Consider the following 26,712-nt stretch of genomic DNA (forward strand, 5'->3'; position numbering starts at 1 on the left):
GTGATCTCCTGGACCGGCTACTCCACGCCGGTCGGGCTCGGTCTCGACGCGGCGACGGGCCGGCTGGCGGGGGGCCCCCCCCCCCCGCGCCCCCCGCCCCCGGGCCGGCGCCCCCCCCCCCCCCGGGCGCCCCCCCCCCCCCCCCCCCGCCCGGGGGGGCGGGGGGGGGGGGGGGCCGCCGCCCCCCGCCCGCCGCCCGCCCGGGGGGGCGGGGGGGCGCCCCCCCCCCCCCCCCCCCCCCCCCCCCCCCCGCGGCGTTTGGCCGCGCCATCAGTGCTCCCAGATCTTGATGGCGCGGATCTGGTACGGGGACTCGGAGAGGCGGACGCCGCCGCCCTTGCCCGGGTAGGTGTCGAACTCGCCCGTCTCGCCGCATTCGGCGCTCTGGTAGGTGGTGACCGGCCGCCCGGTGCGGTTGGCCAGGGACGCAGCCCGGGCCCCGGCCGGCAGCGGCACGCAGCTCTCGATGTCGGTGTCCGCCAGCTCGAAGATGTGGCGGTGACCGGTGTAGCCCGGGCGCTCCCAGAGACAGAGCTGCCCCGCGGCGCAGTCACCGGGGCGACCGGTCTGGCGGCTGGGCTGGTGGCTGGGCTGGTGGCCGGCCTGGGGCCCGGTCTGCTGCTGGGCCTGCTGGCTGGTCTGGCCGGTGCGGTGAGCCGTCGGGTGGGCGGGCTGCTGAGCGGCGGCGGGCGGCGCCAGCAGGGCGGCCGTGGCCGCGGCTCCCAGCAGCGCCGCCCGGACCAGCGGGGCGGCCCGCCGCGCCCGGTGGGAACGGGTACCCCGGGCGCCGGTGGTGCCGCCGCACGTGGTCCCGGTGGTGCCGTACGTCGTGCCGGTGGTGCCGTACGTGCTGCGGGTGCGGCTGGCGCCGCACGTGGTGTCGTACGTCCCGTTCTGCGGCACGCTCGGCGTCGCGCCCCGCTTCAGGTTCCGCGACGCGGCGCCCTGCGGCGCCTTCTGCGGCGCCTTCTGCTGCGGGTCCTGCTTCGGGTCCTGCTTCGGGTTCTGCTGCGGGTTCTGCTGCGGGTTCTGCGTCATGTCGCGCTCGGTGGTGGTCCGCATGGTGTTCACTCCCCGTGGGTTCGCTGTGCGGCTCGGCCCGGTGGGCCGGCCCGGGGAGAGGCCGGGCCGCGGTCCACTGTGGGCCGCGGCCGGTTCGGCTCCCCCGTGACGGAAGCCTGCGGGGCCGGAAGTGGCCGTGCCAAGGGGTGGCGGCGCAGACGACCCTGATAGGGGACGGCCCCGCTGGTTTGATCCGTGGCGCCGCCTTTGACATGCGGTGTTGACATAGCGTGACGGTCTGGGCCAAGCCTTTCGTGCGAGGTCAGACGCCTACTGCGACGCAAAGGGCGACGCCCTGGCGCGGCAACAGAAATGCCGGCCAGGGCGTACGACTATCACTCGAACGGGTGCAAGCAGTCGATCAGATGTGCACCGCTCCGGTGCTCGCATCGCCCGCCTGAGCGCCGCGCTTGGCGAAGCCGGCGACGACCGCGGCCCCGGCGGCGACGACCGCGGCGACCGTGAAGCTGAGCCCCATGCCCGACATGAAGGTGTCGTGGGCGACGTGGGTGATCTTCTCGGCGACCTCCGGCGCAGGCGGGTTGTCCGGGGCGATCGGGGGGCGGCCGATGGCGACCGCGTCGGCGGCCCGGTCCAGTTCCTGCCCCGAGGTCGCCGGCAGCCCGGCCTCCTTCCAGTTGCCCGGCAGGTCACGGTCGACCCGGGCGGCCATCACCGCGCCGAGCACCGCCGTACCGAGGCTGCCGCCGATCTGCATGGCGGCCTGCTGGAGGCCGCCGGCCACGCCGGAGAACTCCAGCGGCGCATTGCCCACGATGCCCTCGGTCGCGCCGACCATGCCGGGGCCGAGGCCGAGGCCGAGCAGCGCGAACCACACCGACATCAGCCCGGTGCCCGAGTCGGCCTCCAGGCTGGCGAGGCCGAACAGTGCGATCGCGGTCAGCACCATCGCGCCGACCAGCGGGGCGCGCGGCCCGACCTTGGTGATGAGGGCGCCGGCCGCCGGCGACGAGACGATCATCATGGCCGTCAGCGGCAGCAGGTGGAGGCCGCTGTCGACCGGGCTCATGCCGTGCACGTTCTGGAGGTAGAAGGTGACGAAGAACAGGCCGCCCATGAAGCCGAAGGCCATCAGGATCATCAGGACCGTGCCGGCGGAGAGCGGCACCGAGCGGAACAGGCCGAGCGGCAGCAGCGGTTCCGCGGCCCGGGTCTCCCAGTAGCCGAAGGCCACGAAGGACGCCAGCGAAAGGCCGAGGAAGAGCAGGGTCGAGCCGTCGCCCCAGCCCCATTCGGGGGCCTTGATCAGGGCCCAGATCAGGCAGAACATCGCGCCGGACAGCAGCACGATGCCGGGCACGTCGAAGGAGCGCGGGGCGTTCTCCGCCCGGTGGTCCTTGAGGATCACCAGGCCGAGGACGAGCGCGAGGACGCCGACCGGCACGTTGATGAAGAAGACGGACTGCCAGTTGACGTGCTCCACGAGCAGCCCGCCGACGATCGGTCCGCCGGCGGTCGACGCGCCGATGACCATGCCCCAGATGCCGATCGCCATGTTGAGCTTCTCGGCCGGGAAGGTGGCCCGCAGCAGGCCGAGGGCCGCCGGCATCAGCAGGGCGCCGAACAGGCCCTGACAGACGCGGAAGGCGACGACCGCCGTCACATTGCCCGACAGGCCGATGGCGGCCGATGCGATCGCGAATCCGCTGACGCCCACCAGGAAGGTCTGTCGGTGACCGAAGCGGTCGCCGAGCTTGCCCGCGGTGATCAGGGCGACGGCCAGGGCGAGCAGATAGCCGTTGGTGATCCATTGGACGTCGGCGAGCGAGGCGCCCAGGTCGTCCTGGATGGCCGGGTTGGCGATGGCGACGATCGTGCCGTCGAGGGCGACCATCATGACGCCTATCGCGACGGATATCAGGGTGAGCCAGGGGTGCCCACGCATTCCGGGGCGGGGCGACGGCTCCTGCTGCTCCGGCTTGACGCCGGCCACGGTTGGCTCTGAGGTCATACGATGAGATTAATGTCAGCCTCTGACAATTGACAAACCAAGCCAAGAGTCGGCTACTGCCATGAGTGGCACTGAGTATTCTGAGCTGCCCGGGCGTGCCCCGCACGGCCCCGCGCGCGATCCGGCGCGCAGCCGAGCGCGCACCCCGGCGCCGACCGGCCGACACGGGGCGGGCCCGCGGCAGCGCCCCGGGCGACCGGCGGCGCCAGCACGACGCGCGGCGCCGACGCCCAGGACCGACAACAGGTCCGACACGCAGAGCCGACGCACAGAGCCGACGTACGAGAACGACGCGCAGGAACGACGCGCGGGGCACAGCCCGCGGAGAGAGAGCCGGAAGGTGACGACGGACCAGGTGACACCACCCATCGGCCTGCGGCAGCGCAAGAAGCAGCGCACCCGCGACGCCCTCATCAGGGCGTCCCTCGAACTCTTCGTGACGCAGGGCTACGAGGACACCACGATCGACGAGATCACCGACGCCGTGGAGGTCTCACAGCGCACCTTCTTCCGCTACTTCGCCAACAAGGAGGAAGTGGCCTTCGCGGTGCAGGAGTTGGCCGAGGCGTACTTCTACGCCGCGCTGCTGGAGCGGCCCGCGCACGAGGCGCCGCTGACCGCGCTGCGCAACGGCGTCTTCGCGGCCTGGGACACCATCAACGAGGCGATCCAGGAGGTCGTACCGCTCGAACTCCACATGCGGACCTTCCGGCTGATCGAATCGACGCCGTCCCTGCTCGCGGTGCACCTGCGGCGCCACGCCGAGCTCGAAGCGCGGTTCGCGCAGGTGATCGCGGGTCGCGAGGGCGTGGACCCGGAGCTCGACCCCAGGCCACGGGTGCTGGTGGCCGCGTTCGGGGGCGTCATGCGGGTGGCGAGCCGGGCGTGGAGCGAGGGCGAGGACTGGACGACGGCTGCGATCCGCGCCCTCACCGAGTCCTACCTGGACCTGCTCGCCCCCGCCCTCGCCGACGACTGGCACCGCCCCCGGGTCGGCGCGACACGGCACGCTCCGTAATCGCCCTTGCGGCCGGCACGGCACGGGGCTGGCCGTAGGCCCGTACGGCAGGCGACCCCGGCCAGGCCCCACAGCAGACGAGCCACCCCGCCCCGCCCGCCAGGGCCAGCCGTCCGCGGTGCGCCGCGCCCGGGCGCGGGGTGGGTTCCGGTCCGGTGCGGCGGACTTCGGTGCCCGCTCAGCACCGCACAGTTGCCCCCGCGGGAACGTGAGATGGCTCACCCGTTTTGCCGAGCGCCGGTCGGCGTCTCCTAGGGTGGTTCGCGGTGACTTCCCTTCCTGAGCTCGGCTCCTCCCATCCCCTGTCGTGGTACGCCACGGCCACGGCGTCGCGTACCGCGCTCGTCCTGGTCGTGGTCCTCATGCTGCTCGCGACCAGCGGATGGACGGCTGGCCGGCAGCTCAGGGCCCGGCCGGACGCGCTGTCCGCCTCGCTGGCCGCCTGGCGCGCCGGCAGCGTCGCAGGGCGCCCGCTGCCGGCTCCGGGGACCGCGCCCGGTCGCGTCGAGCGGTTCTTCGGCTCGCTCACCGACGCCCAGGCCACCGGGCTCGCCCGCCGCTACCCGCTCACCGTGGGCAATCTGAACGGTGCGCCGCCGGCGCTGCGCTACCGGGCCAACCGGATCGCGCTCGCCGACGCGGTGCGGGCGGAGCGGGCGCGGGCCCGGTCCGGCGGGCTGACCGTCGACGGGCAGCGCGCCTCGCGGCGGCTGGTGCACCGGCTGGAGTCGCTACGGCGCCCGGGCCGGCAGGTGCTGGCCTTCGACCCGACGGGTTCGGGCCGGGTCGCCGAGGTCTTCGGCGACGTGGCAACCGCGCGACGGGTCTCGATCGTGGTACCGGGCGTGGACACCGACCTGCTGACGTTCGAGCGGACCAGGCAGCCCCGCCGGGCGCCGGTCGGCATGGCGCGTGCGCTGTACGCCGCGGAGCGCGCGGCCGGCCCGGCGACGCGGACCGCCGTCATCGCCTGGGCCGACTACACCAGCCCGGCGGGGCTCGGCATCGACGCCGCGACCGGGGCCAGGGCGGCGGACGGCGCGCGGCGGCTGCTGGCCACGCTCGACGGGCTGCCGCGGCGGTCGGGGGCCACGGTCGCACTGTTCTGCCACAGCTACGGTTCGGTGGTGTGCGGGGTGGCCGCCGACCGGCTGCCGCGCCGAGTGACCGACATCGCCGTGGCCGGCAGCCCCGGCATGCGCGCCGAACACGCCCGTGACCTGGGCACATCGGCCCGTATCTGGGCCATGCGGGACTCCGGCGACTGGATCGCCGACGTACCGCACCTGGACCTCGCCGGGCTCGGCCACGGGGCGGACCCGGTATCGGCCGACTTCGACGCCCGTGTGCTGTCTGCTGACGGGGCAGTGGGGCACGCGGGATACTTCGAGCCCGGTACGACGAGCCTCGCCAACTTCGCCGAGGTCGGCGTCGGAGCGGTGTCGTCGGTGAGATGCGGAGGCGGTGACGCCTGTACCGCGGGCCTGACCTGACCGCGGGGGAAAGTTCGGAAGATCGCCAAGCAGAGGCTTGACGCGCGTAGCGCACCAAAGGGGGACGGGCGGGCGACCGCAACATACGATGAGCCACATGGGTGATGTGCTGGCCGGTTTTCACACGGTCTGGGAGTTCGACGCCGACTCCGTGCTCATCCGCTTCGAACGGGGGATACGTACACCGAAGCTGCTCCAAGTGCTCGGTGAACGCCGCATTCCCTACGAGGCGTTGGCGGGGGTCGAGCTGACACCCGGCAAGCGCGGGACGGTGGTGTTGCGCGCGGTGCCGAGACCCGGCGCCGATCCGTTGATGGACGCGGCGGACGGGCAGCTCAAGGAGGGGTGCGACCCGTACCGGCTGGTGCTGCCGGCCGAGCGGGAGGTGCTGGCCGAGTACTACGCGGACACGGTGCGCGGCGCGCTCGGCCCGGAGGCCGGGATGCCCGCCGAGACCTATCTGGTGGCCGCACCGCCACCCCCGCTGTCCTTCAAGGCGTACGACGGCAAGGCGTCCTTCGACGGCTCGTCGGTGATCTTCCGGTGGTTCTGGACGGGGGCGTCGTCCGCCAAGTGGAAGGCCGGTGACCAGCGGTTCCAGATCAGCGAGCTGGCCGGGGTCGAGTGGCGGTCGCCCGAGGTCTTCAACGGGTACCTGCGTCTGGTGGCACGCGGCTCGGACGGGAGCGAGTCGCGCGAGGCCGACCAGAACCCGGCCGCCGTCGTCTTCGGCATGGGGTACGGCCTGGTGCACGACTCGCTGCCGTTCGCGGCGGCCGTGCTGGAGGCCGTACGAGCCGGCTCGGGCGGCGGCGCCGGCTCCGGGCTGCACGGCACCGCGGTGCCAGGACCCGTGGAGCCCCAGCAGGTGGCCGCCCGCCCCGACCCGGCGCACATCGCCGACCGCATCCGGCACTTGGGCGATCTGCACCAGGCCGGGCTGCTGACGGACGACGAGTTCACGGCGAAGAAGGCGGAACTCCTCGCGGAGCTGTGAGCCCGGGCCTGGTGGGTCCGGGCCTGGTGGGTCCGTTGCCGGCGCGGCGGGCCCACCGGGTGGCTCGCCGCACGGCCGGGCAGGGGGCCCGCCGCCCGGCACGTGGTTCGCCGCGCGGCAGGGAGTTCACCGCCCGGCTCCTGCGGTGGCGTGCGGGCTGGTGGGGCGCGGGGGCGCTGCCCGGCCGGCAGCGGGAGCGGGGCGGGTCATACGCTGGGCGGGTCATGTCAGCCACGCCACCCGCACCCCCATCGCCCTCGCCAGGTGGTGACGGGCCATCGACCGCGCCGCCGGCGCCCGACGCAGGGCCGTCCACGGCCGGCCCGCCGCGTACCGGCACGGCGTCGTCCACGACCACGGCCTCATCCGCAGCCACAGCCACAGCCACAGCCACAGCCACAGCCACGCTCTCGTCCGTACGACAGCGGGCCGCGCACTCCGTACGCACCTTCGCGCGCGGGGTGTTGCACGATCTGACCACGCCGACCGGCCCGCCCAGGGCGCTGCTCGCGAACAGTGACCGGCGCTGGCTACGACGGCTGTCGTACGCCGTCGTCTTCGTGTTCACCGTGGTCCTGGTGCCGGTCACGGGCACCGTGCTCACCAACAACGCCGGGCTGCATCCCGCGCTCTCCGCGGTGTTGGCCTTCACGCAGGCCGGGCCGCTGCTGCTGGCGTTGACCCGGCCGCTCCAGGCGTGGTGGATCGTCTTCCCGGCCGATGTGGTGGGCGGGTTCGCGCTGCTCGCGGTGGGGGCGGACAACCTCAACCCGTGGCCGTGGACGCCGATGGTGATCGTCGGCTACCTGCCGCTCTGCCTGCTGCTCGGGCTGCGCGAACGACGGCGCACGCTGGCCGCGATCTGGCTGCTGACCGGCGCCGCCGGCACCCTCTTCGAGCTGGTCTCGCAGGAGCGCAGCGACGGTTCGCCCGTCCTGCTCTTCGTGTTGAGCGGCATCGTGCTGTTGGTCGGCGGGGCGCTGCGGGAGCGTCGGGACGCGCAGCGCCGGCTGGCCGAGGTGGAGACGATCAGCGAGGCGGAGCGCGCCCGCCGCACGCTGCTCGAAGAACGCGCTCGGATCGCCCGCGAGTTGCACGACGTGGTGGCGCACCACATGTCGGTGATCACCGTGCAGGCGGACAGCGCCCCGTACCGCATCGAGGGCCTTTCGCCGCAGGCGCGCGAGGAGTTCGCGTCCGTCGCCGCGGCGGCCCGGGAGTCGCTGACCGAGATGCGCCGGCTGCTGGGCGTGTTGCGCAGCGACGGCGGCGGGGCCGGCGGGGACCCGGAGCTCGCCCCGCAACCGGGGCTTGACCGGGTGCCGCAGCTCGTGGAGGCGACGGTGCGGGCCGGCGTGCCGGTGGAATGCGAGATCTCCGCCGCGGTGACCGGCCTCGGGCCGTTGCCGCAGGCGGTGGAGTTGTCCGCGTACCGGATCGTGCAGGAGGCGCTGGCCAATGTCGTCCGGCACGCGCCGGGCGCGACCACCCGCGTGTCGCTCACCGCGACCGGGGAGCACTTGGGGGTGCTGGTGATCAACTACGCGTCGGCGGCGATGGCTCCGGCCCCGCTGGAGGCCGCCGGCACCGGGCACGGCCTGGTGGGCATGCGGGAACGGGTGCGGCTGGTCGGCGGCACGGTGGACATCGGGCCGCTGCCCGACGGCGGCTTCCGCGTCGCGGCCAGGCTGCCGCTCGACCCACCGGACGCGGCCCGCGCGGCGGCGGGCACGGTGGGCACGCTGGACCCGGCGGCCGGGACGGACCGGGCGACGGACCCCAGCGCGGGCCGGGCCGCGGCCCCGGGGGCGGACCCGGACGAGACCGCCCCGGCTTGACCCGCTCCACCCCGGACCAACCCCCGCCAACCCCGACCGCACCACCCCGGCCTGACCCCCGCCAACCCGAACCAACCGCCCCAAGCCGCCCCGCGCCCACGCCCATCCGCTTCCACGCCCGCATCTGCTTCCACATCTGCTTCCACGCCCGCACCCCACGCGCACTGCCCGTACCGATCCGTACCGATCCGTACTCATCCGCACGGCTCCCCCGGCCCGCCCGCGAGACGAAGGACTCCAGGACGCCATGACCACCCGAGTGATCATCGTTGACGACCAGGCCATGGTGCGGGCCGGATTCGCCGCGCTGTTGGCCGCGCAGAGCGACATCGACGTGGTCGGCGAGGCCCCGGACGGCCGGCAGGGCGTCGAGGTCAGCCGGGCCACCCACCCCGACGTCGTGCTCATGGACGTCCGGATGCCCGAGATGGACGGCCTGGAGGCGGCCCGCCAACTGCTCGCGCCGCCGCCGGGCGTCATCCACCGGCCCAAGGTGCTGATGCTCACCACGTTCGACGTGGACGACTACGTGTACGAGGCGCTGCGCGCCGGCGCCAGCGGCTTCCTCCTCAAGGACGCGCCGCCGGCCGATCTGATCGCGGCCGTACGGATCGTCGCCCAGGGCGATGCGCTGCTCGCTCCCTCGGTGACCCGCCGGCTGATCGCCGACTTCGCCCGCCAGCGCCCCGCCCCGCGCCGGGACCCCGGGCTGCGGCTGCGCGACCTGACGCCGCGCGAGACGGAGGTGCTCGAACTCATAGCCCGGGGCCTGTCCAACACGGAGATCGCCGCCGCGCTGGTGCTCGCCGAACAGACGGTGAAGAGCCACATCGGCCGGGTGCTGGCCAAGCTGGGGCTGCGGGACCGCGCCCAGGCCGTGATCTTCGCGTACGAATCGGGGCTGGTCGCCCCGGGCGAGGCGCCCTGAGCCAGGGGTGCCGCCGGCTGAACCAGGGTTGCCGCCGGCGCGGGACCACCCGTGCCAGCCCCTGCCCCGGCCCGGACCCCGGCTGCCCCGGGCTCGGCCGCCCCGCGCTGCCGCGCGCCCGTGTGCCCGGGCGGCCCCGGCCGCCGGGACGTGCGGCAGACCACAGACCGCGGCCCGGTACCTCCGCCGCCCCGCAAGCCCGGTAAGCCCGTCATCCGCGCCCCGGTACACCCCGTTGACCTGGGGTGATGGAAGCGACCCCCTACCCAGGTAGCAGGGGGTCGTACCTGAGAGCCAGCGGCAAGTGGGCTCTGAGGTGTGAGGTCTGATGCCCCTTCTGCTTCCTAACTTCCTTCTCACCAGGCCGTCAACAGGGCGCGCCACCGGGACGGAGGGAGCGGGCGACGATGGCGCAGCGGGGTCAGCGGGACGCGGCGGGGCGGCGCGGACGGCCGCGCGGACGCGGCGGGCGGGCGCTGGTGGCCGCGGCGCTGACGGTCACCGTCGTGGCCGGTACGGCGGGTTGGGCCGTCGCCCATCAGCAGCCGGCGATCACCGGGCCGCCGCCGGGGGCCGCGGCCTGGCGCGCCGACACCTCGCTCGGCCGCCAGCTCCCCGACCCGGCCAGCGCGTCCCCGACCGCCGTCGCCCACTTCTTCGCCGGTCTCGGCGCGGCCGAGCGGCAGTCGCTGGTCGTGCACCACCCGCTGGTCGTGGGCAATCTGGACGGCGCGCCGGTGGAGTTGCGGTACGCGGCCAACGCCCGTGCGCTGAGGGTCGAGCGCGACCGGGAGCGCGCCCGCGCCACGGACGGCGCGCTCACCGGCCAGGGCCGCAAGTGGGCCGCCGAACGGGCCGCCGAGTACACCGCGTTGCTCTCCGGCGACCGGCAGATCCTCGCCTTCGACCCGCGGGACCGCGGCCAACTCGTCGAGGTCTTCGGGGATCTGACCACCGCCCGCCGCACCGCGGTGATCGTGCCGGGCTCGGACATCGACCTCGGCTCGTACGCGACCGCCGAAGCGGCGGACTCGGCGCGTACGGCGAACACGGCATTCACGACATTCACGGCGAGCGCAGCGAACGCGGCGGACACAGCGTCCCCGTCGGACGCGCGGACCCCGGTCGGCATGGCGCGGGCGCTGCAGGGCGAGCTCGCTCGGCAGGCGCCCGGCACCGGGACCGCCGTGATCTCCTGGACCGGCTACTCCACGCCGGTCGGGCTCGGTCTCGACGCGGCGACGGGCCGGCTGGCGGCGGCCGGCGCGCCTCGGCTCGACCGGTTCCTGGCCGGGCTCGCCGCCGCCGACGGGGCGCCCACCGCCCCGCCCGCCGTGCTCTGCCACAGCTACGGCTCGGTGGTCTGCGGAAGGGCCGCGCACCGGTTCGGGGCCGCCGTGGCCGACCTGGTCGTCCTCGGCAGCCCGGGTGTGCGGGCCGAGCACGCGGCCGACCTCGGCACCCGCGCCCGGGTGTGGGCGGCCAGGGACGGCGCCGACTGGATCGGCAGGGTGCCGCACGTGCAGCTCTTCGGGCTCGGCCACGGCGCCGACCCGGCGGCGGCGGACTTCGGCGCCCGGCGGCTGTCGACGGCGGGCGTCAACGACCACGCGGAGTACTTCCTGCCCGGCACCGAGTCGCTGCGCAACCTCGCCCGGATCACGCTCGGCGACCTCACCGCGGTGCGCTGCGCGGTGACCGCCGACAGCCCCCCGGCCGCGGTCTCGGAGTGCGTCGATGACCTGCGCTGATGCGGCTCCCCGAGCTGTCTTACGGGTGCGGTCGGCGGTGGCCCGGGCCCGGGAGGCGGCCCGCCGGGTGGACGCCGCGACCCCGGCCGGCCGGGACCGGGCCGTGGACGGGCTGCGGGCGCTCGCGCTCGGCGGCGTGGTCAGCGGGCACTGGCTGCTCGGTGGGCTGACGCTGCGCCCGGACGGCGCGCTCGACAGCGCGAGCCCGCTGGTCGCACTCCCCGAACTCGCGCCGCTGACCTGGCTGTTCCAGTTGCTGGGGCTGTTCTTCCTGGTCGGCGGGTACGCGTCGGTGCGCTCCTGGGACCGGGCCGCCGCCCGTGGCCTTGGCACCGGCGGCTGGCTGCGGGGCCGACTTCGCCGGCTCGGCCGCCCGGTCGGCGCGCTCGCGGTGGGCTGCACGGTGCTGGCGTGCGAGCTGCACTCCGTCGGCGTACCGGACGGCACCCTGCGCACGGGCCTGGTCCGCATCGCCCAACCCCTGTGGTTCCTCGCCGTCTACGCCGTGCTGACCGCCCTCACCCCGTACTGCGACCGCGCCGTGGGCCGCGCCGGCGGCTGGCCGGCCGCGGCGCTGCTGCTCTGGGTGGCCGCCGTCGACCTGCTGCGGTACGGGCCGTACGGGGACGCCGTGCCGGCCGCGGTCGGGCTGCTCACCGTGCTGCCCGGCTGGCTGTTCGGGTACGTGCTCGGCGTGGCGTGGGGGCGCGGCCGGCTCGGGCCTGGCGGCGCGTGGCTGCTGCTGGTCGGGGGCGTGGTGCTGCTGGCGGTGCTGGTCGGCCCGGGCGGCTATCCGGTGAGCACGGTCGGGGTGCCGGGCGCCGGGCGGACCAATTCACACCCGCCGTCGCTGCTGGTCCCGGCGCTCGCCGCGGCCCAGTGCGGGGCTGCGGTGCTGCTGTACGGGCCGTTGACCCGGCTGTTGCGGCGGCCCCTGCTGTGGGCGCCGGTGGCGGCGGTCAACGTCGCGGCGCTGACCGTGCTGTGCTGGCACCAGTGCGCGCCGCTGGTCTTCGCCGTGCCCGCGGCGGCCTGGCCGGGCGAGGTGCCGGGTCTGGTGGGCGCGCCGGACTCGGTGTCCTGGCTGCTGTGGCGGTGCGCCTGGTTGCCGCTGTTCACCGCGGTGTTGGTGGTGCTCGTGCGGTGGGCGTGGCAGTTCGAGCACGGGCCGAAGCGCCGTACCGGGCCGCCCGGCACCGGTGGGCAGGGGCCCGCCCCGCGGCCGACGCCAGGCCCGGCCGCGGGGGCGGTCCGCACTACTCGCGGCCCGCCGCGCTGAACGACATGTCCGGGTAGCGGGCGCCCGCGACCTGGTCGGCGATGGGCTCCAGAAGGGCGAGCTCGTCGGCGGTCAGGACCACCCGGGTAGCGTCCAGGTTCTCGTCCAGGCGGGTGCGCTTGCGGGTGCCGGGGATCGGAACGACGGTCAGCCCGTGCACCTCGGCCCGCTGGTGCACCCAGGCCAGGGCGACCTGCGCCAGCGTCACCCCGCGCGCCTCGGCGATGGCCCGCAGCGGGGCCAGCAGCGCGGCGTTGACGGCCGCGTTGTCACCGGTGAACCGGGGCTGGGTGCGGCGCCAGTCGTCAGTCGTCAGCTCCTGGTCCGCGTGGACGAACGAGCCGGTGAGGAAGCCGCGGCCGAGCGGCGAGTACGGCACGAAGGTGATGCCGAGCTCGGCGGCGACCAGCGCCGGGCCGCCCTCGCAGTCCCGGCTGAACAGCGACCACTCCGACTGCAACGCGGCGATCGGGTGCACGGCGTGCGCGGCGCGCAGCTCGCTTGAGGTGACCTCGCTCAGCCCCAGGTGCCTGACCTTGCCCTCGGCGACCAGCTCGGCCATGGCGCCCACCGACTCCTCGATGGGCACCTCCACGTTGCGCCGGTGCATGTAGTACAGGTCGATGTGGTCCACGCCGAGCCGGCGCAGGCTGCCCTCGACGGACTGGCGCAGGTACGGGCGGTCGTTGCGGATCTGCTGGAACTCGGGCTCGTCCTCGCGGCGCTCGATCGCGAACTTGGTGGCCAGCGTGATCTCGTCGCGGTGCGCGGCGACGAACGGGGCGATGAACTCCTCGTTGCGGCCGTGCCCGTAGACGTCGGCCGTGTCGAACAGCGTGACGCCCCGCTCCAGCGCGTGCTCCAAGGTGGCCCGCGCCTCGGCCTCGTCGGTCGGCCCGTAGGCGTACGACATGCCCATGCAGCCCAGGCCCTGCACGCCGACCAGCGGGCCGTCCGTACCGAGCTCGACGGCTGCGATCTTCTCGTTGCTCATGGAGGTCAGACCCTCTCCGACGCCCGGCGGGCGTCAGCATAGTTGTCGATCTTGTGGTCGAGGACCGCGAGGGTGCCCTGGAGTTCGGCGATGCGGCGGCGTACGTCCTCCCGGTGCGCGGTGAGCAGGTCCTCGCGCTCGGGGAAGGTGTGCTCGCCGGCGCGGACCAGTTCGGCGTAACGGACCATGTCCGCCACCGGCATCCCGGTCAGCCGCAACTTGCCGACCAGATCGAGCCAGTTCAGGTCCCGGTTGGTGTAGCGGCGCTGGCCGGTGTGCGACCGGTCCACGTGCGGCATCAGGCCGATCCGCTCGTACCAGCGCAGGGTGTGCGCGCTCAGCCCGGTCATGGCGACGACCTCACTGATGGTGTAGCGGTCCTGGCCGGTGGGCCTGGGTTGCACCATGGGCGTCGCGCACAGCGCCCCCACGGGCACTTCGGTTTGCGTGGCCACGGTGGCGTACGCGCTATCCGTCACGGTCATGCCGTCCACCCTTCGCAGGTTCGGTTTCCCTCGCGACGACTGCAACGCTAGAGAGTTGGAGTGCACTCCAAGCAAGCGAGAAAATCGGGCCCGCATTCCCGGACCCGCTGGTACGGGGCGCCACAGCGGTGGCGCCGCCCGCCCGGAGCACGGCCGGGAGCACAGCCCAGACACGCCCCGGAGCACCGCCCGCACGGAGCCCACGGGTGCCGATCCGTACCGATTCCGGATCGTACGGGTGCCCTTGTCGTACGGGTGTCACGCCGCACGGTCCCCCGTCGTACGGGTGTCACGCCGCGCGGTCCCCCGCTCGTACGGCTTCGGGCCGGCTGCCGGATTCTGCCAGCGGGCGGCTCGGGCGCGGGGCGGGGCGGGGGCGAATCAGACGCAGGGCAGGGGCGGGTTCGGGCGGTGGACCTGGGCGCGGGGCGGCGGTGGCCAGGCCGTAGGCTCCCCGGCATGGAAAGCCTGCGGATGATCGAGAACTGGCCGGTCCCCTCGGCGGCTGCGGCCGTCGTACGCTCCGACGGCACGCTGGCCGGTTCGCACGGCCCGACCCGCGACCGGTTCCCGCTCGCGTCGGTCACCAAGCCGCTGGTGGCGCTGGCCGCGCTGGTCGCCGTCGAGGAAGGCGCGATCGACCTCGACGAACCGGCAGGGCCCGCCGGCGCGACCGTGCGGCACCTGCTCGCGCACGCCTCGGGCCTCGCCTTCGACGAGCACCGCACGATGGCCGGGCCCGGCGAGCGGCGCATCTACTCCAACGCCGGCTTCGAGGTGCTCGGCGAGCACATCGCGGCGGCCACCGACATCCCCTTCCCCGAGTACGTGCGGCAGGCCGTGTTCGAGCCGCTGGGCATGGCCGACAGCGAGCTGGCCGGGTCGCCGGCCAAGGACGCCGTCTCCACCGTCGCCGACCTGGCCGCCTTCGCCGCCGAGTTGCAGCGCCCGCGCCTGGTGGCCCCGCAGACCCTGGCCGAGGCCAGCTCCGTGGTCTTCCCCGGCCTCGCCGGCGTGCTGCCCGGCTACGGCAACCAGCGGCCCAACGACTGGGGCCTCGGCTTCGAGATCCGCGACGGCAAGTCCCCGCACTGGACCGGCGCCGCCTCGTCGCCCGGCACCTTCGGCCACTTCGGCCAGTCCGGCACGTTCCTGTGGGTGGACCCGGCGGCCGGCGCCGCGTGCGTGGCGCTGACCGACCGCGCGTTCGGGCCGTGGGCGATCGAGGTGTGGCCGCTGCTGACGGACGCGGTGCTCAAGGAGTTGGCGGGCGCGTAAGGACCGCCCCGGGCCGGGGGGCGGCCGCCCCCCGGGGGCGGGCGGGGCCGCGCCGGGGGGGGGGCGCCCCCCCCCCCCCCCCCGGCGCGGCCGCCGCCCGGGCCCGCCCCGGGGCCGGCGCCCCCGCGTCTGGTCCGCCGCGCCCCGTACCCACCCCGTACACGCGGGGCCTGGCGACCGGGCTCGGGCTCAGTACCCGAAGTCGGGCTCCCCGTGCATCTCCCAGACCAGGAACTCCGCGTCGCCCACCGCGGTGGCGTGCAGCCCGGGCCGCTCCTGGAGCCTGGCGGCGTCGCCGGGGCCGAGCCGCTCGCCGGCCAACTCGACCTGGCCACGCACCACATGGAGGTAGACGGAGGGCGCGTCGGGCAGCGCCGTGCGCGTCCCGTCGGCCAGCCGGCGCGGATGCAGCACGGCCCCGGCCCGCTCCAGTGCGTACGGAGTCGCGTCGGCGAGGCCGCGGACCACCTCGTACTCGGGCTCGCCGCCCCAGGCCGCCGGGGTCAGCCACATCTGGACGAAGCGCAGCGGATCGACGCCCGTGTTGCGCTCGCTGTGCCGTACGCCGCTGCCGGCGCTCAGCCGCTGGACGTCGCCGGGGCGGACAACCGTCCGGTGCCCGGTGGAGTCCTCGTGGGTGAGCTCGCCCTCGATCACCCAGGTGACGATCTCCAGATCGCGGTGCGGATGCTCGTCGAACCCGGCGCCGGGCGCGAGGTTCTCCTCGTTGCACGCCGCCAACAGCCCGAACCGCACGTTGTCCGGGTCGTAGAAACCCGAGAAGGAAAACGCATGCCAGGTTTCGATCCCCGGCTCCGCCCCGCCCCGGTACCGCTCACCAGCCCGTTGAACCCACGTCATCGGCCCACGGTAGCCCCTGCCGGGACCCCGTGCCCGCGCGCACCCCATCCGATAAGGCAGGCTTGTCTTCGTGCCTGAACCCGCATCCGCCCTTCCGCACCCGCATCCCGCAACGCTCCGCAGGCTGGAGAAGTCGTCCGGCAAGCTCGCGGCGGTCGCCATCGCCCGCATGGACGAGCAGCTCCCGTGGTACCGGGCGATGCCGCCCGAGAACCGCTCCTGGATCGGCCTGGTCGCCCAGGCCGGCATCGCGGCGTTCACCGAGTGGTTCCGGCATCCCGACGCGCCACAGGCGATCAGCACCGATGTGTTCGGCACCGCGCCCAGGGAGCTGACCCGGGCGATCACGCTGCGCCAGACCGTGGAGATGGTGCGCACCACCATCGAGGTCATGGAGTCGGCGATCGACGAGGTCGCGGCGCCCGGTGACGAATCGGTGCTGCGCGAGGCGGTGCTGGTCTACGCGCGCGAGATCGCGTTCGCGACCGCCCAGGTGTACGCGCAGGCCGCCGAGGCCCGCGGCGCCTGGGACGCCCGGTTGGAGTCGCTGGTGGTCAACGCGGTGCTCTCGGGCGAGGCCGACGAGGGCGCGCTGTCCCGGGCCGCTGCGCTCGGCTGGACCTCGCCCGAATCGGTGTGCGTGGTGCTCGGCACCGCCCCCAGCGGCAACAGCGAGCTCACGGTGGAGGCCATCAGGCGCGCCGCCCGGCACGCCAAGGTGCAGGTGCTGACCGGGGTGCTCGGCGAACGTCTGGTGGTCATCGCGGGCGGTTCGGACAATCCGCTCCACACGGCGAAGGCGCTCATCGGGCCGTTCGCCGCCGGCCCCGTGGTGGCCGGCCCCATCGTCGGCGACCTGGTGTCGGCGACCCGCTCGGCGCGGGCCGCGGCGGCCGGCCTACGGGCCAGCGCGGCCTGGCCCGACGCGCCGCGGCCGGTGCTCGCCGACGACCTGCTGCCCGAACGAGCGATGGCCGGCGACCCTGCCGCTCGTGAACAGCTAGTGGAGGAGATCTACAGACCGCTGAGCGAGGCGGGATCGGCCCTCTTGGAGACGCTGAGCGTCTATCTGGAACAGGCAAGCAGCTTGGAGGGCGCCGCCCGCATGCTGTTCGTGCACCCCAACACCGTGCGCTACCGGCTGCGACGTGTGACCGATGTCACCGGGTGGTCACCCTCTGACGTACGGTCCGCGTTCACGCTCCGCATCGCCCTGATCCTGGGACGGCTCGCCGACGCAGGATCGTGAGTCCAGGGTTTTGTCCGACGTCCACAATTCCCCAGACGGTTCTTCGTCCCTGTCCCCACGGGCGGCCGACACCCGTCGCGAGAGAGAGTGTGAGAGTGCTCGTACTCGTCGCTCCCGGCCAAGGCGCCCAGTCGCCCGGCTTCCTCGCCCCCTGGCTCGAACTTCCCGGTGTCGAGGACCAGCTCCGTGCCTGGTCCACCATTCTCGATCTGGACCTCGTCTACTACGGCACCAAGGCCGATGAGGACGAGATCCGGGACACTGCCGTAGCGCAGCCGCTCCTGGTGGCCTCCGCGCTGGTCTCGGCGCAGCAGCTCTTCCCGACGACGGACGACCTCGCCGCCCGGGTGGGCGTCGCGGCCGGCCACAGCGTCGGCGAACTGGCCGCCGCGGCACTGACCGGCGTGCTGTCCAACGTGGACGCGCTGCGCCTGGTGCGCAAGCGGGGCCTGGCCATGGCCGAGGCCGCCGCGGTGACCGAGACGGGCATGGCCGCCCTGCTGGGCGGCGAGCCGGACGTGGTGCTGCCGCACCTGGAGAAGCTCGGCCTCACGCCGGCGAACGTCAACGGTGCGGGCCAGATCGTGGCCGCCGGCACCGTGGAGCAGATCGCGGCGCTCGTGGCCGACAAGCCCGAGGGCACCCGCAAGGTGGTGCCCCTGAAGGTCGCCGGCGCCTTCCACACCCAGCACATGGCCCCCGCGGTCGCGGCGCTCGCCACCGCGTCGAAGCAGCGCGTGCCGGCCGACCCGCGCACCCGCTACGTGTCCAACAAGGACGGTCAGCTCGTCGCCTCCGGCGCCGAGGTGATCGACCGCCTGGTCGGCCAGGTCGCCAGCCCCGTGCGCTGGGACCTGTGCATGGAGACCTTCAGCAGTCTGGGCGCCACCGCCCTCATCGAGGTGGCACCCGGCGGAGCCCTGACCGGGCTGGCCAAGCGCGCGCTGCCCGGCGTGCAGCCCCTGGCGCTGAAGAAGCCGGACCACCTGGAAGCGGCCCGGACGCTGATCGCCGAGCACGCTGCCCCGGCCGAATAGGAGTCCCAGAGCATGACGTCGAAGATCAAGCCCGCCCAGGGCTCTCCGTACGCGCGCATCCTCGGCGTCGGCGGCTACCGCCCGACCCGCGTGGTGCCCAACGAGGAGATCCTCAAGCACATCGACTCGTCGGACGAGTGGATCCGCTCGCGCTCCGGCATCGCCACCCGGCACTGGGCCGGCCCGGACGAGACCGTGGCCGCCATGTCGGTCGAGGCCGGTGGCAAGGCCATCGCCGACGCCGGGATCACCCCGGACCAGATCGGCGCCGTGATCGTCTCGACCGTCTCGCACTTCAAGCAGACCCCGGCCATCGCCACCGAGATCGCCCACCTGCTCGGCACCACCAAGCCCGCCGCCTTCGACATCTCCGCCGGCTGCGCCGGGTTCGGCTACGGCCTGACCCTGGCCAAGGGCATGGTGGTGGAGGGCAGCGCGGAATATGTGCTGGTCATCGGCGTGGAGCGGCTGTCCGACCTGACCGACCCGACGGACCGCGCGACGGCCTTCCTGTTCGGCGACGGCGCCGGCGCGGTGGTGGTGGGCCCGGCCAAGGAGCCCGGCATCGGCCCCACCGTGTGGGGTTCGGAGGGCGACAAGGCGAACACCATCATGCAGACCGAGTCCTGGGAGATCTACCGGGACGCCAAGGACCTCAGCGAGGTGCGCTACCCGGCCATCACGCAGGAGGGCCAGGCGGTCTTCCGCTGGGCGGTGTACGAGATGGCCAAGGTCGCCCAGCAGGCGCTGGACGTGGCCGGTGTCGCGGCCGAGGACCTGGACGTCTTCATCCCGCACCAGGCCAACATGCGGATCATCGACTCTATGATCAAGACACTCAAGCTGCCGGAGCACGTCACGGTCGCCCGTGACGTGGAGTCCACCGGCAACACCTCGGCGGCTTCCATCCCGCTCGCCATGGAGCGGCTGCTGGCCACCGGGAAGGCGAAGAGCGGCGACACCGCTCTCGTCATCGGCTTCGGGGCGGGTCTCGTCTACGCAGCGACGGTCGTTACCCTCCCCTAGTCCGTACGATCAACCCGCGGACTCACCCCCGCCACAACGCAGCCCGGAACCGTCGGCGCTGCACATTTCACGCACACATCGAAGGAGAGCGCCAACATGGCCGCCACTCAGGAAGAGATCGTCGCCGGTCTCGCAGAGATCGTGAACGAGATCGCCGGTATCCCGACCGAGGACGTCCAGGTGGACAAGTCCTTCACCGACGACCTGGACGTCGACTCGCTGTCCATGGTCGAGGTCGTCGTCGCCGCCGAAGAGCGCTTCGACGTCAAGATCCCGGACGACGACGTCAAGAACCTCAAGACGGTCGGCGACGCGACCGACTACATCCTCAAGCACCAGGCCTAAGGGCCTCGCCTGTCGCCACCCCGGCGGTGGCGGATTCCGCACCTCTACCCGTGGAGAAAGAATTCCTGTGAACGCGACCAATCGCACGGTGGTCGTCACCGGTATCGGCGCAACCACACCGCTGGGTGGCGACAGCGCGTCATTCTGGGAGGGCCTGCTCGCAGGGCGCTCCGGCGTCGGCCCCCTCACGCACGACTGGGCGGAGCAGTTGCCCGTCAAGATCGCGGCGGAGATCGCCGTCGATCCCGGTGAGTCCATCCCCCGGCCGCAGGCCAGGAAGCTCGACCGGTCGGCGCAGTTCGCGCTGATCGCAGCCCGCGAGGCATGGGCCGACGCCGGTTACACCGGCAAGGCCGGGGCCGAGGCGGGCATCAACCCGGACCGGCTCGGCGCCGTCATCGCGTCCGGCATCGGCGGGGTGACCACGCTGCTCGGGCAGTACGACATCCTGCGCGAGCAGGGCGTGCGGAAGGTCTCCCCGCACACGGTCCCGATGCTCATGCCGAACAGCCCGGCGGCCAACGTCGGCCTTGAGGTCAACGCGAAGGCCGGTGTGCACACCCCGGTCAGCGCCTGCGCCTCCGGCGCCGAGGCCATCGGGTACGCCATCGAGATGATCCGTTCCGGCCGGGCCGACGTCGTCGTCGCCGGTGGTACGGAGGCGGCGATCCATCCGCTGCCCATCGCCGCGTTCGGCAACATGATGGCGATGACCAAGAACAACGAGGACCCCGAGGGCGCCTCCCGCCCCTACGACACGGGCCGGGACGGCTTCGTGCTCGGTGAGGGCGCCGGCGTCGTGATCCTCGAATCGGCCGAGCACGCCGCCGAGCGCGGTGCCACGGTCTACTGCGAGGCCATCGGCCAGGGCCTGTCGGCCGACAGCCACCACATCGCGCAGCCCGAGCCCACCGGCAGCGGCATCGCCCACGCGCTCCAGAACCTGCTCGACTCCACCGACCTGAAGCCCGCCGAGGTCGTGCACGTCAACGCGCACGCCACCTCGACGCCGCTGGGTGACGTGGCCGAGCTGAAGGCGCTGCGCAAGGTGTTCGGCGACGACGTGGACCACATGGCCATCTCGGCGACCAAGTCGATGACCGGCCACCTGCTGGGCGGCGCCGGCGGCATCGAGACGGTGGCGACCGTGCTGGCGCTCAAGCACCGGCTGGCCCCGCCGACCATCAACGTCTCCGAGCTCGACCCGGAGGTCGACGGCGACATCGTGCGCGACGAGCCGCGGGCGCTGCCCGAGGGTCCGATCGCGGCGCTGAACAACTCGTTCGGCTTCGGCGGCCACAACGTGGCGCTCGCCTTCCGTACGGTCTAGCGCCCCCGGCCGCCCCGGCGCTCACCGCGCGCCGCAGCCGGTCTACGACGAACGTCGGAGCGCCCGCCAGGTCCTTGGGACCGAGCGGGCGCTCGTTCGTTCCGCACTGCTGGCCGCTGCGCCTCTGCGCTCCCCCGATGGCCCCGGCTCCGGGGCCGGCGGAGGTGGGGCGCCGGGCCGACTGCGACTCAACACCGGCCCTGCGCAAGCGAGTTGAGGCAAGGGCGGCGGCCCGGGCGGCGGGACCACGCCGGGCCGCAGGGAGCCGGCCGGACGGTCAGGGCCAGGCCGGGCGGCAGGGTTCAGAGGGTCGGGGTCAGGCCGGGCGGCAGGGGTCGGACCAGGCCGGACGGCCAGGCCGAGCCGGACAGCCGAGTCGGGCCGCGGCGCGCCGGTCGATGACGTCGATGACGTCGATGGCCTAGACGACCTGATGGAGCCACCGCACCGGCGCGCCCTCGCCCGCGTACCTGAACGGTTCGAGTTCGTCGTCCCAGGGCTTGCCGAGCAGCTTGGTCAGCTCGGTGGCGAGCTCGCTCTCACCGCGGGAGGCGCGCCCGAGGGCGGCCCGCAGTCGGTCCTCGGGGATCAGGATGTCGCCGTGTATTCCGGTGACCGCATGGAAGATGCCCAGGTCGGGGGTTGAGCTGTAGCGCTCGCCCTCGGCGGTGGCGCACGGTTCGGCGGTCACCTCGAAGCGGAGCAGGTGCCAGCCGCGCAGGGCGGAGGCGAGCTTGGACGCGGTGCCTGCCTGCGCCTGCCAGGAGAACTCGGCACGCCAGGTGCCGGGCGCTGCGGGCTGTCTGATCCAGTCCAGGGTGACGCGCACTCCGAGCACACCCGCGATGGCCCATTCGACGTGCGGGCACAGCGCACGCGGGGCGGAGTGAACGTACAGGACTCCACGTGTCGTCACCGGGACCTCCAGTGCGGTTCGAGGTTCGCCTTCCCCAGCGGCCTCGCGTTCCTTACCGGCTTGAGCCCAGGACAGCAGCCATTCTGCCCCAATGATCACACCCGTACCAGCCCCCGAGACTACCTGTAGTAAACACTACTGGGGGTAATTCTCTCTAAATGGGACAGGAAATGACGCGACGTAACGTGCCGGCATGCGCGACGCGCACCTCCGCGGTCGGGGGTCCACCTCACACGGGCAAAGCTACCGCGCGGCGACGCCAGGCGGATGACGTACCGTCGGTCTCGGATACATATCATTGCCCGGCCCGAGGGGGGAACAGCGATGCGGGACCACGCCCGGTCAACTCGACTCCGGCGCTCCACCGCGGCCACTGCGCTGCTGGCATGCCTGGCCCTGCTCGCGGGGTGCAACGACGACACCGAAGGCGGTGGGTCGAAGAACGCCACGGATGCGGCCAAGCGGCCGGCGGCGAAACCCACCCCCACGTGGGACACCCGTCCGGGCTCCGTCGCCTCGGTCGGTGACTCGATCACCCGCGGGTTCGACGCCTGCTCCCTGCTGTCCGACTGCCCCGAGGTCTCCTGGTCCACCGGTTCGGACGTGGACAGCGTCGCCGCGCGGCTGCTGCCCGGCGACGCCAAGCAGCGCACCTGGAACTTCGCCAAGACCGGCGCGGTGATGGCCGAGTTGCCCGCCCAACTGCGGGCGGCGACGGTCAAGCGGCCCGAGTTGGTCACCGTGATGATCGGCGCCAACGACGCCTGCCAGGACACGGTCGCCGAGATGACGCCGGTCGCCGACTTCCGGGCCGACTTCAGCGCCGCCCTGACCGGTCTGCGCCGGGCGCTGCCCAAGACGCAGGTGTACGTGGCGAGCGTGCCCGACCTCAAGCGCCTGTGGTCGGAGGGGCGCAAGGACCCGATCCGCCGCCAGGTGTGGAAGCTGGGCATCTGCCCGTCGATGCTGCGCGACGCCCAGGCCGACCACGACCGCGCCAACGACCGGCGCGACCAGGTGCAGCGCCGGGTGCAGGAGTACAACAGCGCCCTGCGCGACGTCTGCACCCGGGACGTCCTGTGCCGGTACAACGGCGCGGTGTACGACTACCGCTTCACGGGTGACGAGTTGAGCGAGTGGGACTGGTTCCACCCCAACAAGGAGGGTCAGCGGAAGCTGGCCGACCTGGCGTACCAGGTGATCAACCGGCGGGACGACGCGTAACGGGTCGCCCTGCGGGCACCGGGCCGGACGCCCCGCGGCCGGCCACCCCGACAGCAGGCCGTCCCGTCAGCCAGTCGTTCCGCAGCCGGTCGTCCGGACAGCAGGTGGTCCCGTCAGCCCGCGGTGGCGGGGCCGGTGGACGGGCCGGGGCCGGTGGCTGCGCCAGTGGCCGCGCCGGTGGTCGGGCCGGTGGCTGCCGCTGACTCCCCCGGCGGGTCCTGCGACGTCGGCTCGCCCAGCAGGTCGCGGGCGAGCAGGGTGGCGCCGGCGACCGCGCCCGGCATCACCACGACGGCGACCAGCGGCACCAGGAAGAGCAGGGTCAGCGGCACCCCGAAGCCCAGCACGAGGAGCTTGCGGGAGCGCAGCAGCCGCAGCCGTTCGGCGAGCGGGACCCGGCGGCGGGCCAGCGCGACCGCGGCCAACTCCTCGGTGAGGAAGAAGCCGGAGACGCAGAAGCCGATGGCCGGGATGGCGGTCTGGCCGACGACCGGCAGGAAGCCGGCCGCGAACAGCAGCGTGCCCCACAGCGCGACCCGCAGCAGCACCGCGGTGCTCTCCCGTACGGCGATGAGCAGTTCGCGCCAGAGCGGCAACCCGGACTCGGGTACGTGACCGTCGACGGAACGGTCCACGTCCTCCGAGATCGTCTCGTAGAACGGCTGGCCGACCAGGAGCGTGACGGCGGTGAAGGTGATCAGGGCGAGCAGCAGCGCGCCGCCGAAGAACAGCACGGCCAGCGTGGTGCGGAAGAGGTCGAGCCAGGGGCTGCCCCAGTCGTCGGCGAACGGGGTCAGCCACCTGACGATGTCACCGGTCCACCAGGCCAGGGCGAACAGCGCGACGACGTACCCCACCAAGGTGATCAGGGCCGGCAGCATGCCGAGCCCCCACGCGCGCGGATGGCCCACCATCCACCGCTGACCCTTGATCAGATACCCCATGCCGACTGCCAGATCTCGCATGGGCCGCAGCTTAGGCGGTGCGCCAGCGGCGGATCACCGGGGGTCGGCGAGGGCTTCGGCGAGGGCTGTGACGGCGGGCCTTGGGGCGACGGCGGAGGGCCGTGGGGGCCGGACCCGTTCCGTACGGGCCCGGGGCGGCGGGAGCCGTGGAGCCGTGCCGGCCGAAGCCGCTCCGTACGGGCCCGCCCGCGCCCGCCCGCGCGCCCGCAGCCGCACGCCGGGAGGCAGTGCGCCGCCGGGCGCGGGCGGGGCAGCTCAGTCGTCCAGGCCGACGACCATCTTGCCGACGTTCTCGCCGCGCAGCATGCCGAGGAAGGCGTCCACGGCGTTCTCCAGGCCGGGCACCACGGTCTCGCTGTGCCGCAGGCTGCCGTCCCGCAGCCAGCCGCCGACCTCACTCAGGAACTGGGGCCGCAGGTCCACGTGGTCGGTGACGAGCAGGCCCTCCATGCGCAGCCGCTTGCCGATGATGAGCGGCAGGTTGTGCGGGGCCGGGGTGGGCTCGGTGGCGTTGTAGACGGAGATCATCCCGCAGACGGTGATCCGGCCGTGGACGTGCAGGGCGTCGATGGCCGCGGCGAGGTGGTCGCCGCCGACGTTGTCGAAGTAGACGTCGATGCCGTCCGGCGCGGCCTCGGCCAGTTGCTCGGCGACCGGGCCGCGCTTGTAGTTGAAGGCCGCGTGGAAGCCGTACTCGTCGAGCAGCAGCCGCACCTTCTCGTCCGAACCCGCGCTGCCGATGACCCGCTTCGCACCCTTGAGCCGGGCGAGTTGGCCGACCTGGCTGCCGACCGCGCCGGCGGCGCCGGAGACGAAGACCGTCTCGCCCGGCTGGAACGCGGCGACCTTCACCAGCCCGGCGTACGCGGTCAGCCCTGGCATGCCGAGGGCGCCGAGGTAGGCGGAGAGCGGGGCGATCCCGGGGTCCACGGGGCTCGCGTCGGCGGCGTCCACCAGCGCGTAGTCACGCCAGCCGAGGCGGTGCAGCACATGGTCGCCGACGCCCACCCCGGAGGTCTGCGGCCCCACCGCGACGACCTCGCCGACCGCGGCGCCGTCCATGGGCGCGTCGAGTACGAAGGGCGGGATGTAGGACTTGACGTCGTTCATCCGGCCGCGCATGTAGGGGTCGACCGAGACATACTTGTTCCGCACCAGGAGCTGCCCCGGGCCCGGCTCCGCGAGGGCGATCTCGCGGAGTGCGAAGTCCGCGGGGGCGGGCCAGCCGTCGGGACGGGCGAGCAGGTGCCAGGCGCGGCCGACGGTGGGCAGATCGGTCGTACGGGAAGCGGGCATGCGGCGGGACCCTCCAGGATGTTTCAGCAGGTGAAAGAACCATGCACGTAGATATTTCATGGTGTCAAGCAACGAGGTACCCTGGCGTCCATGGCTCCAACCCCTGACCCCCTCACGTTCGAGGTCGTCCAGCTCATCGGCACCGTGGTGGCGCGCTACCACGAGCAGTACGAGCAGGCGGCGGCGCAGCACGCCCTGACGGGTGCGCAGGCCAGGGTGCTGGGGCTGCTCGCCCACGAGCCGATGCCGATGCGCCGCATCGCACAGCAACTCAAGTGCGAGCCGTCGAACATCACCGGCATCGTGGACCGCCTCGAATGCCGTGGCCTGGTCGAACGCCGGCCCGATCCGGCCGACCGCCGGGTCAAGCTCGCCGCCCCCACCGACGTCGGTCAGGAGACGGCCGAGCGGCTGCGCGGTTCGCTCGACTTCGCGCAGGAGCCCCTGGGCGAGCTCTCGCACCAGGAGCGCCTGGTGCTACGTGATCTTCTCCAACGGATGCTGGGGATCGCTCCGGAAGCGCCCCCCGAGTAGTTAGGTTCAGACCATGAGCGATGACACCACCCGCCACTCTGTTGACTTCTACTTCGACCCCGCCTGTCCCTTCGCGTGGATCACCTCGCGCTGGATTCTGGAGGTCGAGCAGCACCGCGACATCGACCTGCGGTTCCGGGTGATGAGCCTGTCCGTGCTCAACGACGGGCGGGAGGACATCCCGCAGCGCTACAAGGACTTCCTTGAGCGCGGCTGGGGCCCGGTCCGGGTCTGCATAGCCGCCGCCCAGCAGCACGGCGAGGAGGTGCTGCGCCCGCTGTACACGGCGCTCGGCACCCGCATCCACAACGAGAAGCGGGACGTTGACCGGACGCTGATCGAGGAGGCGCTGGCGGAGGCGGGCCTGCCGACGGAGTTGGCCGACGCGGCGGACAGCACGGCGTACGACGAGGCGCTGCGCAAGAGCCACCACGAGGGCATGGACCCGGTCGGCGAGGACGTCGGCACGCCCACCATCCACATCGACGGCGTGGCCTTCTTCGGCCCGGTGCTGACGGCCATTCCGCGCGGTGAGGAGGCGGTCCGGCTCTTCGACGGCGCCCGACTGCTGGCCGGCTACCCGAACTTCTTCGAGCTCAAGCGCACCCGGACCGGGGAGCTCGACTTCTCGTAGCGCGAGCGGGCCCGGCCGGGCGCCTGAGGAAGAGGGGAACGGCCGGGCCCGACGGAGCACGGCCCGCCGGGCGCGGCGGGAGCACGATCGAGGGGGGGGGGGGGGGGGGGGGGGGGGGGGGGGGGGGCCGGGCGGGCCGCGGCGGGGGGTTCTGGGGGGCCGGCCCCCCCCCCGCCGCGGGGGGGGGGGGGGGGGGGGGG

At 73.6% G+C, this 26,712-nt stretch carries 25 protein-coding genes and 1 pseudogene; 16 read left to right on the forward strand and 10 right to left on the reverse strand.

Annotation, left to right across the window (positions count from 1 at the left end; genetic code table 11):
• The 3 genes from AAHZ94_RS05760 to AAHZ94_RS05770 all read right to left on the reverse strand — a co-directional run.
• On the reverse strand, positions 1-271 hold a 271-nt coding region (locus AAHZ94_RS05760; RefSeq protein ID WP_349991072.1), incomplete at its 3' end, for a hypothetical protein.
• On the reverse strand, positions 271-1,062 hold the full coding sequence (locus tag AAHZ94_RS36350) for a peptidase inhibitor family I36 protein (protein ID WP_502964582.1): 792 nt from the start codon (positions 1,060-1,062) through the stop codon (positions 271-273). The genes AAHZ94_RS36350 and AAHZ94_RS05760, both read right to left, overlap by 1 nt.
• Before the next feature lie 361 nt (positions 1,063-1,423).
• Positions 1,424-3,034, reverse strand: coding sequence for an MFS transporter (locus AAHZ94_RS05770; protein WP_349991073.1), 1,611 nt, complete (start codon positions 3,032-3,034; stop codon positions 1,424-1,426).
• Positions 3,035-3,374: 340 nt separating this feature from the next.
• On the opposite strand from AAHZ94_RS05770, the gene AAHZ94_RS05775 reads away from it, so the two are divergent.
• The 7 genes from AAHZ94_RS05775 to AAHZ94_RS05805 all read left to right on the forward strand — a co-directional run bounded on the left by AAHZ94_RS05775 (position 3,375) and on the right by AAHZ94_RS05805 (position 12,338).
• The gene (locus tag AAHZ94_RS05775) at positions 3,375-4,052 is read left to right on the forward strand and encodes a TetR/AcrR family transcriptional regulator (protein WP_349991075.1); all 678 of its coding nucleotides are present in this window, start codon (positions 3,375-3,377) and stop codon (positions 4,050-4,052) included.
• Between the two features lie 266 nt (positions 4,053-4,318).
• Positions 4,319-5,545 (forward strand): alpha/beta hydrolase, encoded by a 1,227-nt coding sequence (locus AAHZ94_RS05780; RefSeq protein WP_502964583.1) that lies wholly within the window; start codon positions 4,319-4,321, stop codon positions 5,543-5,545.
• A 97-nt stretch (positions 5,546-5,642) separates the two neighbouring features.
• A complete protein-coding gene (locus AAHZ94_RS05785) occupies positions 5,643-6,542 on the forward strand; it encodes a DUF4429 domain-containing protein (RefSeq protein WP_349991077.1) in 900 nt (299 codons plus the stop codon).
• Between the two features lie 224 nt (positions 6,543-6,766).
• Positions 6,767-8,380 (forward strand): sensor histidine kinase, encoded by a 1,614-nt coding sequence (locus tag AAHZ94_RS05790; RefSeq protein WP_349991079.1) that lies wholly within the window; start codon positions 6,767-6,769, stop codon positions 8,378-8,380.
• A gap of 247 nt (positions 8,381-8,627) precedes the next feature.
• Complete coding sequence (locus tag AAHZ94_RS05795; protein ID WP_349991080.1) at positions 8,628-9,308, forward strand: response regulator; 681 nt, start codon at positions 8,628-8,630, stop codon at positions 9,306-9,308.
• Between the two features lie 407 nt (positions 9,309-9,715).
• On the forward strand, positions 9,716-11,059 hold the full coding sequence (locus AAHZ94_RS05800) for an alpha/beta hydrolase (RefSeq protein ID WP_349991081.1): 1,344 nt from the start codon (positions 9,716-9,718) through the stop codon (positions 11,057-11,059).
• The gene (locus tag AAHZ94_RS05805) at positions 11,046-12,338 is read left to right on the forward strand and encodes an acyltransferase family protein (protein ID WP_349991083.1); all 1,293 of its coding nucleotides are present in this window, start codon (positions 11,046-11,048) and stop codon (positions 12,336-12,338) included. Before AAHZ94_RS05800 ends, AAHZ94_RS05805 begins: the two co-directional genes overlap by 14 nt.
• On the opposite strand, the gene AAHZ94_RS05810 is transcribed toward AAHZ94_RS05805, so the two are convergent.
• Positions 12,316-13,332 (reverse strand): aldo/keto reductase, encoded by a 1,017-nt coding sequence (locus tag AAHZ94_RS05810; RefSeq protein ID WP_349991084.1) that lies wholly within the window; start codon positions 13,330-13,332, stop codon positions 12,316-12,318. The genes AAHZ94_RS05805 and AAHZ94_RS05810 overlap by 23 nt on opposite strands.
• A gap of 5 nt (positions 13,333-13,337) precedes the next feature.
• A complete protein-coding gene (locus AAHZ94_RS05815) occupies positions 13,338-13,817 on the reverse strand; it encodes a MerR family transcriptional regulator (RefSeq protein WP_502964584.1) in 480 nt (159 codons plus the stop codon).
• 459 nt (positions 13,818-14,276) lie between these two features.
• Here AAHZ94_RS05815 and AAHZ94_RS05820 point away from each other — a divergent pair, with 459 nt between their 5' ends.
• Positions 14,277-15,095: a serine hydrolase domain-containing protein gene (locus tag AAHZ94_RS05820; RefSeq protein WP_349991086.1), complete on the forward strand. Its 819-nt coding sequence runs from the start codon at positions 14,277-14,279 to the stop codon at positions 15,093-15,095.
• 189 nt (positions 15,096-15,284) lie between these two features.
• On the opposite strand, the gene AAHZ94_RS05825 is transcribed toward AAHZ94_RS05820, so the two are convergent.
• Positions 15,285-15,956: a pirin family protein gene (locus AAHZ94_RS05825; protein WP_349991088.1), complete on the reverse strand. Its 672-nt coding sequence runs from the start codon at positions 15,954-15,956 to the stop codon at positions 15,285-15,287.
• A gap of 70 nt (positions 15,957-16,026) precedes the next feature.
• Here AAHZ94_RS05825 and AAHZ94_RS05830 point away from each other — a divergent pair, with 70 nt between their 5' ends.
• The 5 genes from AAHZ94_RS05830 (at position 16,027) to fabF (ending at position 20,943) form a co-directional block, all read left to right on the forward strand.
• On the forward strand, positions 16,027-17,205 hold the full coding sequence (locus AAHZ94_RS05830) for a PucR family transcriptional regulator (protein WP_349991090.1): 1,179 nt from the start codon (positions 16,027-16,029) through the stop codon (positions 17,203-17,205).
• A gap of 95 nt (positions 17,206-17,300) precedes the next feature.
• Complete coding sequence (locus tag AAHZ94_RS05835) at positions 17,301-18,242, forward strand: ACP S-malonyltransferase (RefSeq protein ID WP_349991092.1); 942 nt, start codon at positions 17,301-17,303, stop codon at positions 18,240-18,242.
• A gap of 12 nt (positions 18,243-18,254) precedes the next feature.
• On the forward strand, positions 18,255-19,268 hold the full coding sequence (locus AAHZ94_RS05840; RefSeq protein WP_349991093.1) for a ketoacyl-ACP synthase III: 1,014 nt from the start codon (positions 18,255-18,257) through the stop codon (positions 19,266-19,268).
• Positions 19,269-19,364: 96 nt separating this feature from the next.
• Positions 19,365-19,613, forward strand: a complete 249-nt coding sequence (locus AAHZ94_RS05845) for an acyl carrier protein (RefSeq protein WP_349991095.1) — start codon at positions 19,365-19,367, stop codon at positions 19,611-19,613.
• 67 nt (positions 19,614-19,680) lie between these two features.
• A complete protein-coding gene (gene fabF, locus AAHZ94_RS05850) occupies positions 19,681-20,943 on the forward strand; it encodes a beta-ketoacyl-ACP synthase II (protein ID WP_349991097.1) in 1,263 nt (420 codons plus the stop codon).
• Between the two features lie 421 nt (positions 20,944-21,364).
• Here the strand turns inward: fabF and AAHZ94_RS05855 are convergent, their stop codons facing one another.
• Entirely contained in the window at positions 21,365-21,859 is a 495-nt protein-coding gene (locus AAHZ94_RS05855; RefSeq protein ID WP_349991098.1) for a DUF3145 domain-containing protein, read from the reverse strand.
• Positions 21,860-22,183: 324 nt separating this feature from the next.
• On the opposite strand from AAHZ94_RS05855, the gene AAHZ94_RS05860 reads away from it, so the two are divergent.
• Positions 22,184-23,083 carry a GDSL-type esterase/lipase family protein gene (locus AAHZ94_RS05860; RefSeq protein WP_349991100.1) on the forward strand — a complete coding sequence of 300 codons (900 nt, stop codon included), beginning with the start codon at positions 22,184-22,186 and terminating at the stop codon, positions 23,081-23,083.
• Positions 23,084-23,196: 113 nt separating this feature from the next.
• On the opposite strand, the gene AAHZ94_RS05865 is transcribed toward AAHZ94_RS05860, so the two are convergent.
• Both AAHZ94_RS05865 and AAHZ94_RS05870 read right to left on the reverse strand, forming a co-directional pair.
• On the reverse strand, positions 23,197-24,048 hold the full coding sequence (locus AAHZ94_RS05865) for an EI24 domain-containing protein (RefSeq protein WP_349991101.1): 852 nt from the start codon (positions 24,046-24,048) through the stop codon (positions 23,197-23,199).
• Between the two features lie 255 nt (positions 24,049-24,303).
• Positions 24,304-25,344: an NADP-dependent oxidoreductase gene (locus AAHZ94_RS05870; RefSeq protein WP_349991103.1), complete on the reverse strand. Its 1,041-nt coding sequence runs from the start codon at positions 25,342-25,344 to the stop codon at positions 24,304-24,306.
• Between the two features lie 90 nt (positions 25,345-25,434).
• Between AAHZ94_RS05870 and AAHZ94_RS05875 the strand changes: the two genes are divergently transcribed.
• On the forward strand, positions 25,435-25,878 hold the full coding sequence (locus AAHZ94_RS05875) for a MarR family winged helix-turn-helix transcriptional regulator (RefSeq protein ID WP_349991104.1): 444 nt from the start codon (positions 25,435-25,437) through the stop codon (positions 25,876-25,878).
• Positions 25,879-25,891: 13 nt separating this feature from the next.
• Complete coding sequence (locus tag AAHZ94_RS05880; protein WP_349991106.1) at positions 25,892-26,512, forward strand: mycothiol-dependent nitroreductase Rv2466c family protein; 621 nt, start codon at positions 25,892-25,894, stop codon at positions 26,510-26,512.
• On the opposite strand, the pseudogene AAHZ94_RS05885 reads toward AAHZ94_RS05880, so the two are convergent.
• A pseudogene (locus AAHZ94_RS05885) lies at positions 26,455-26,712 on the reverse strand (hypothetical protein); the annotation flags it as partial. The gene AAHZ94_RS05880 and the pseudogene AAHZ94_RS05885 sit on opposite strands and share 58 nt — an antisense overlap.

This window comes from Streptomyces sp. HSW2009 (assembly GCF_040240285.1).
In the GTDB taxonomy this organism is placed as follows: domain Bacteria; phylum Actinomycetota; class Actinomycetes; order Streptomycetales; family Streptomycetaceae; genus Streptomyces.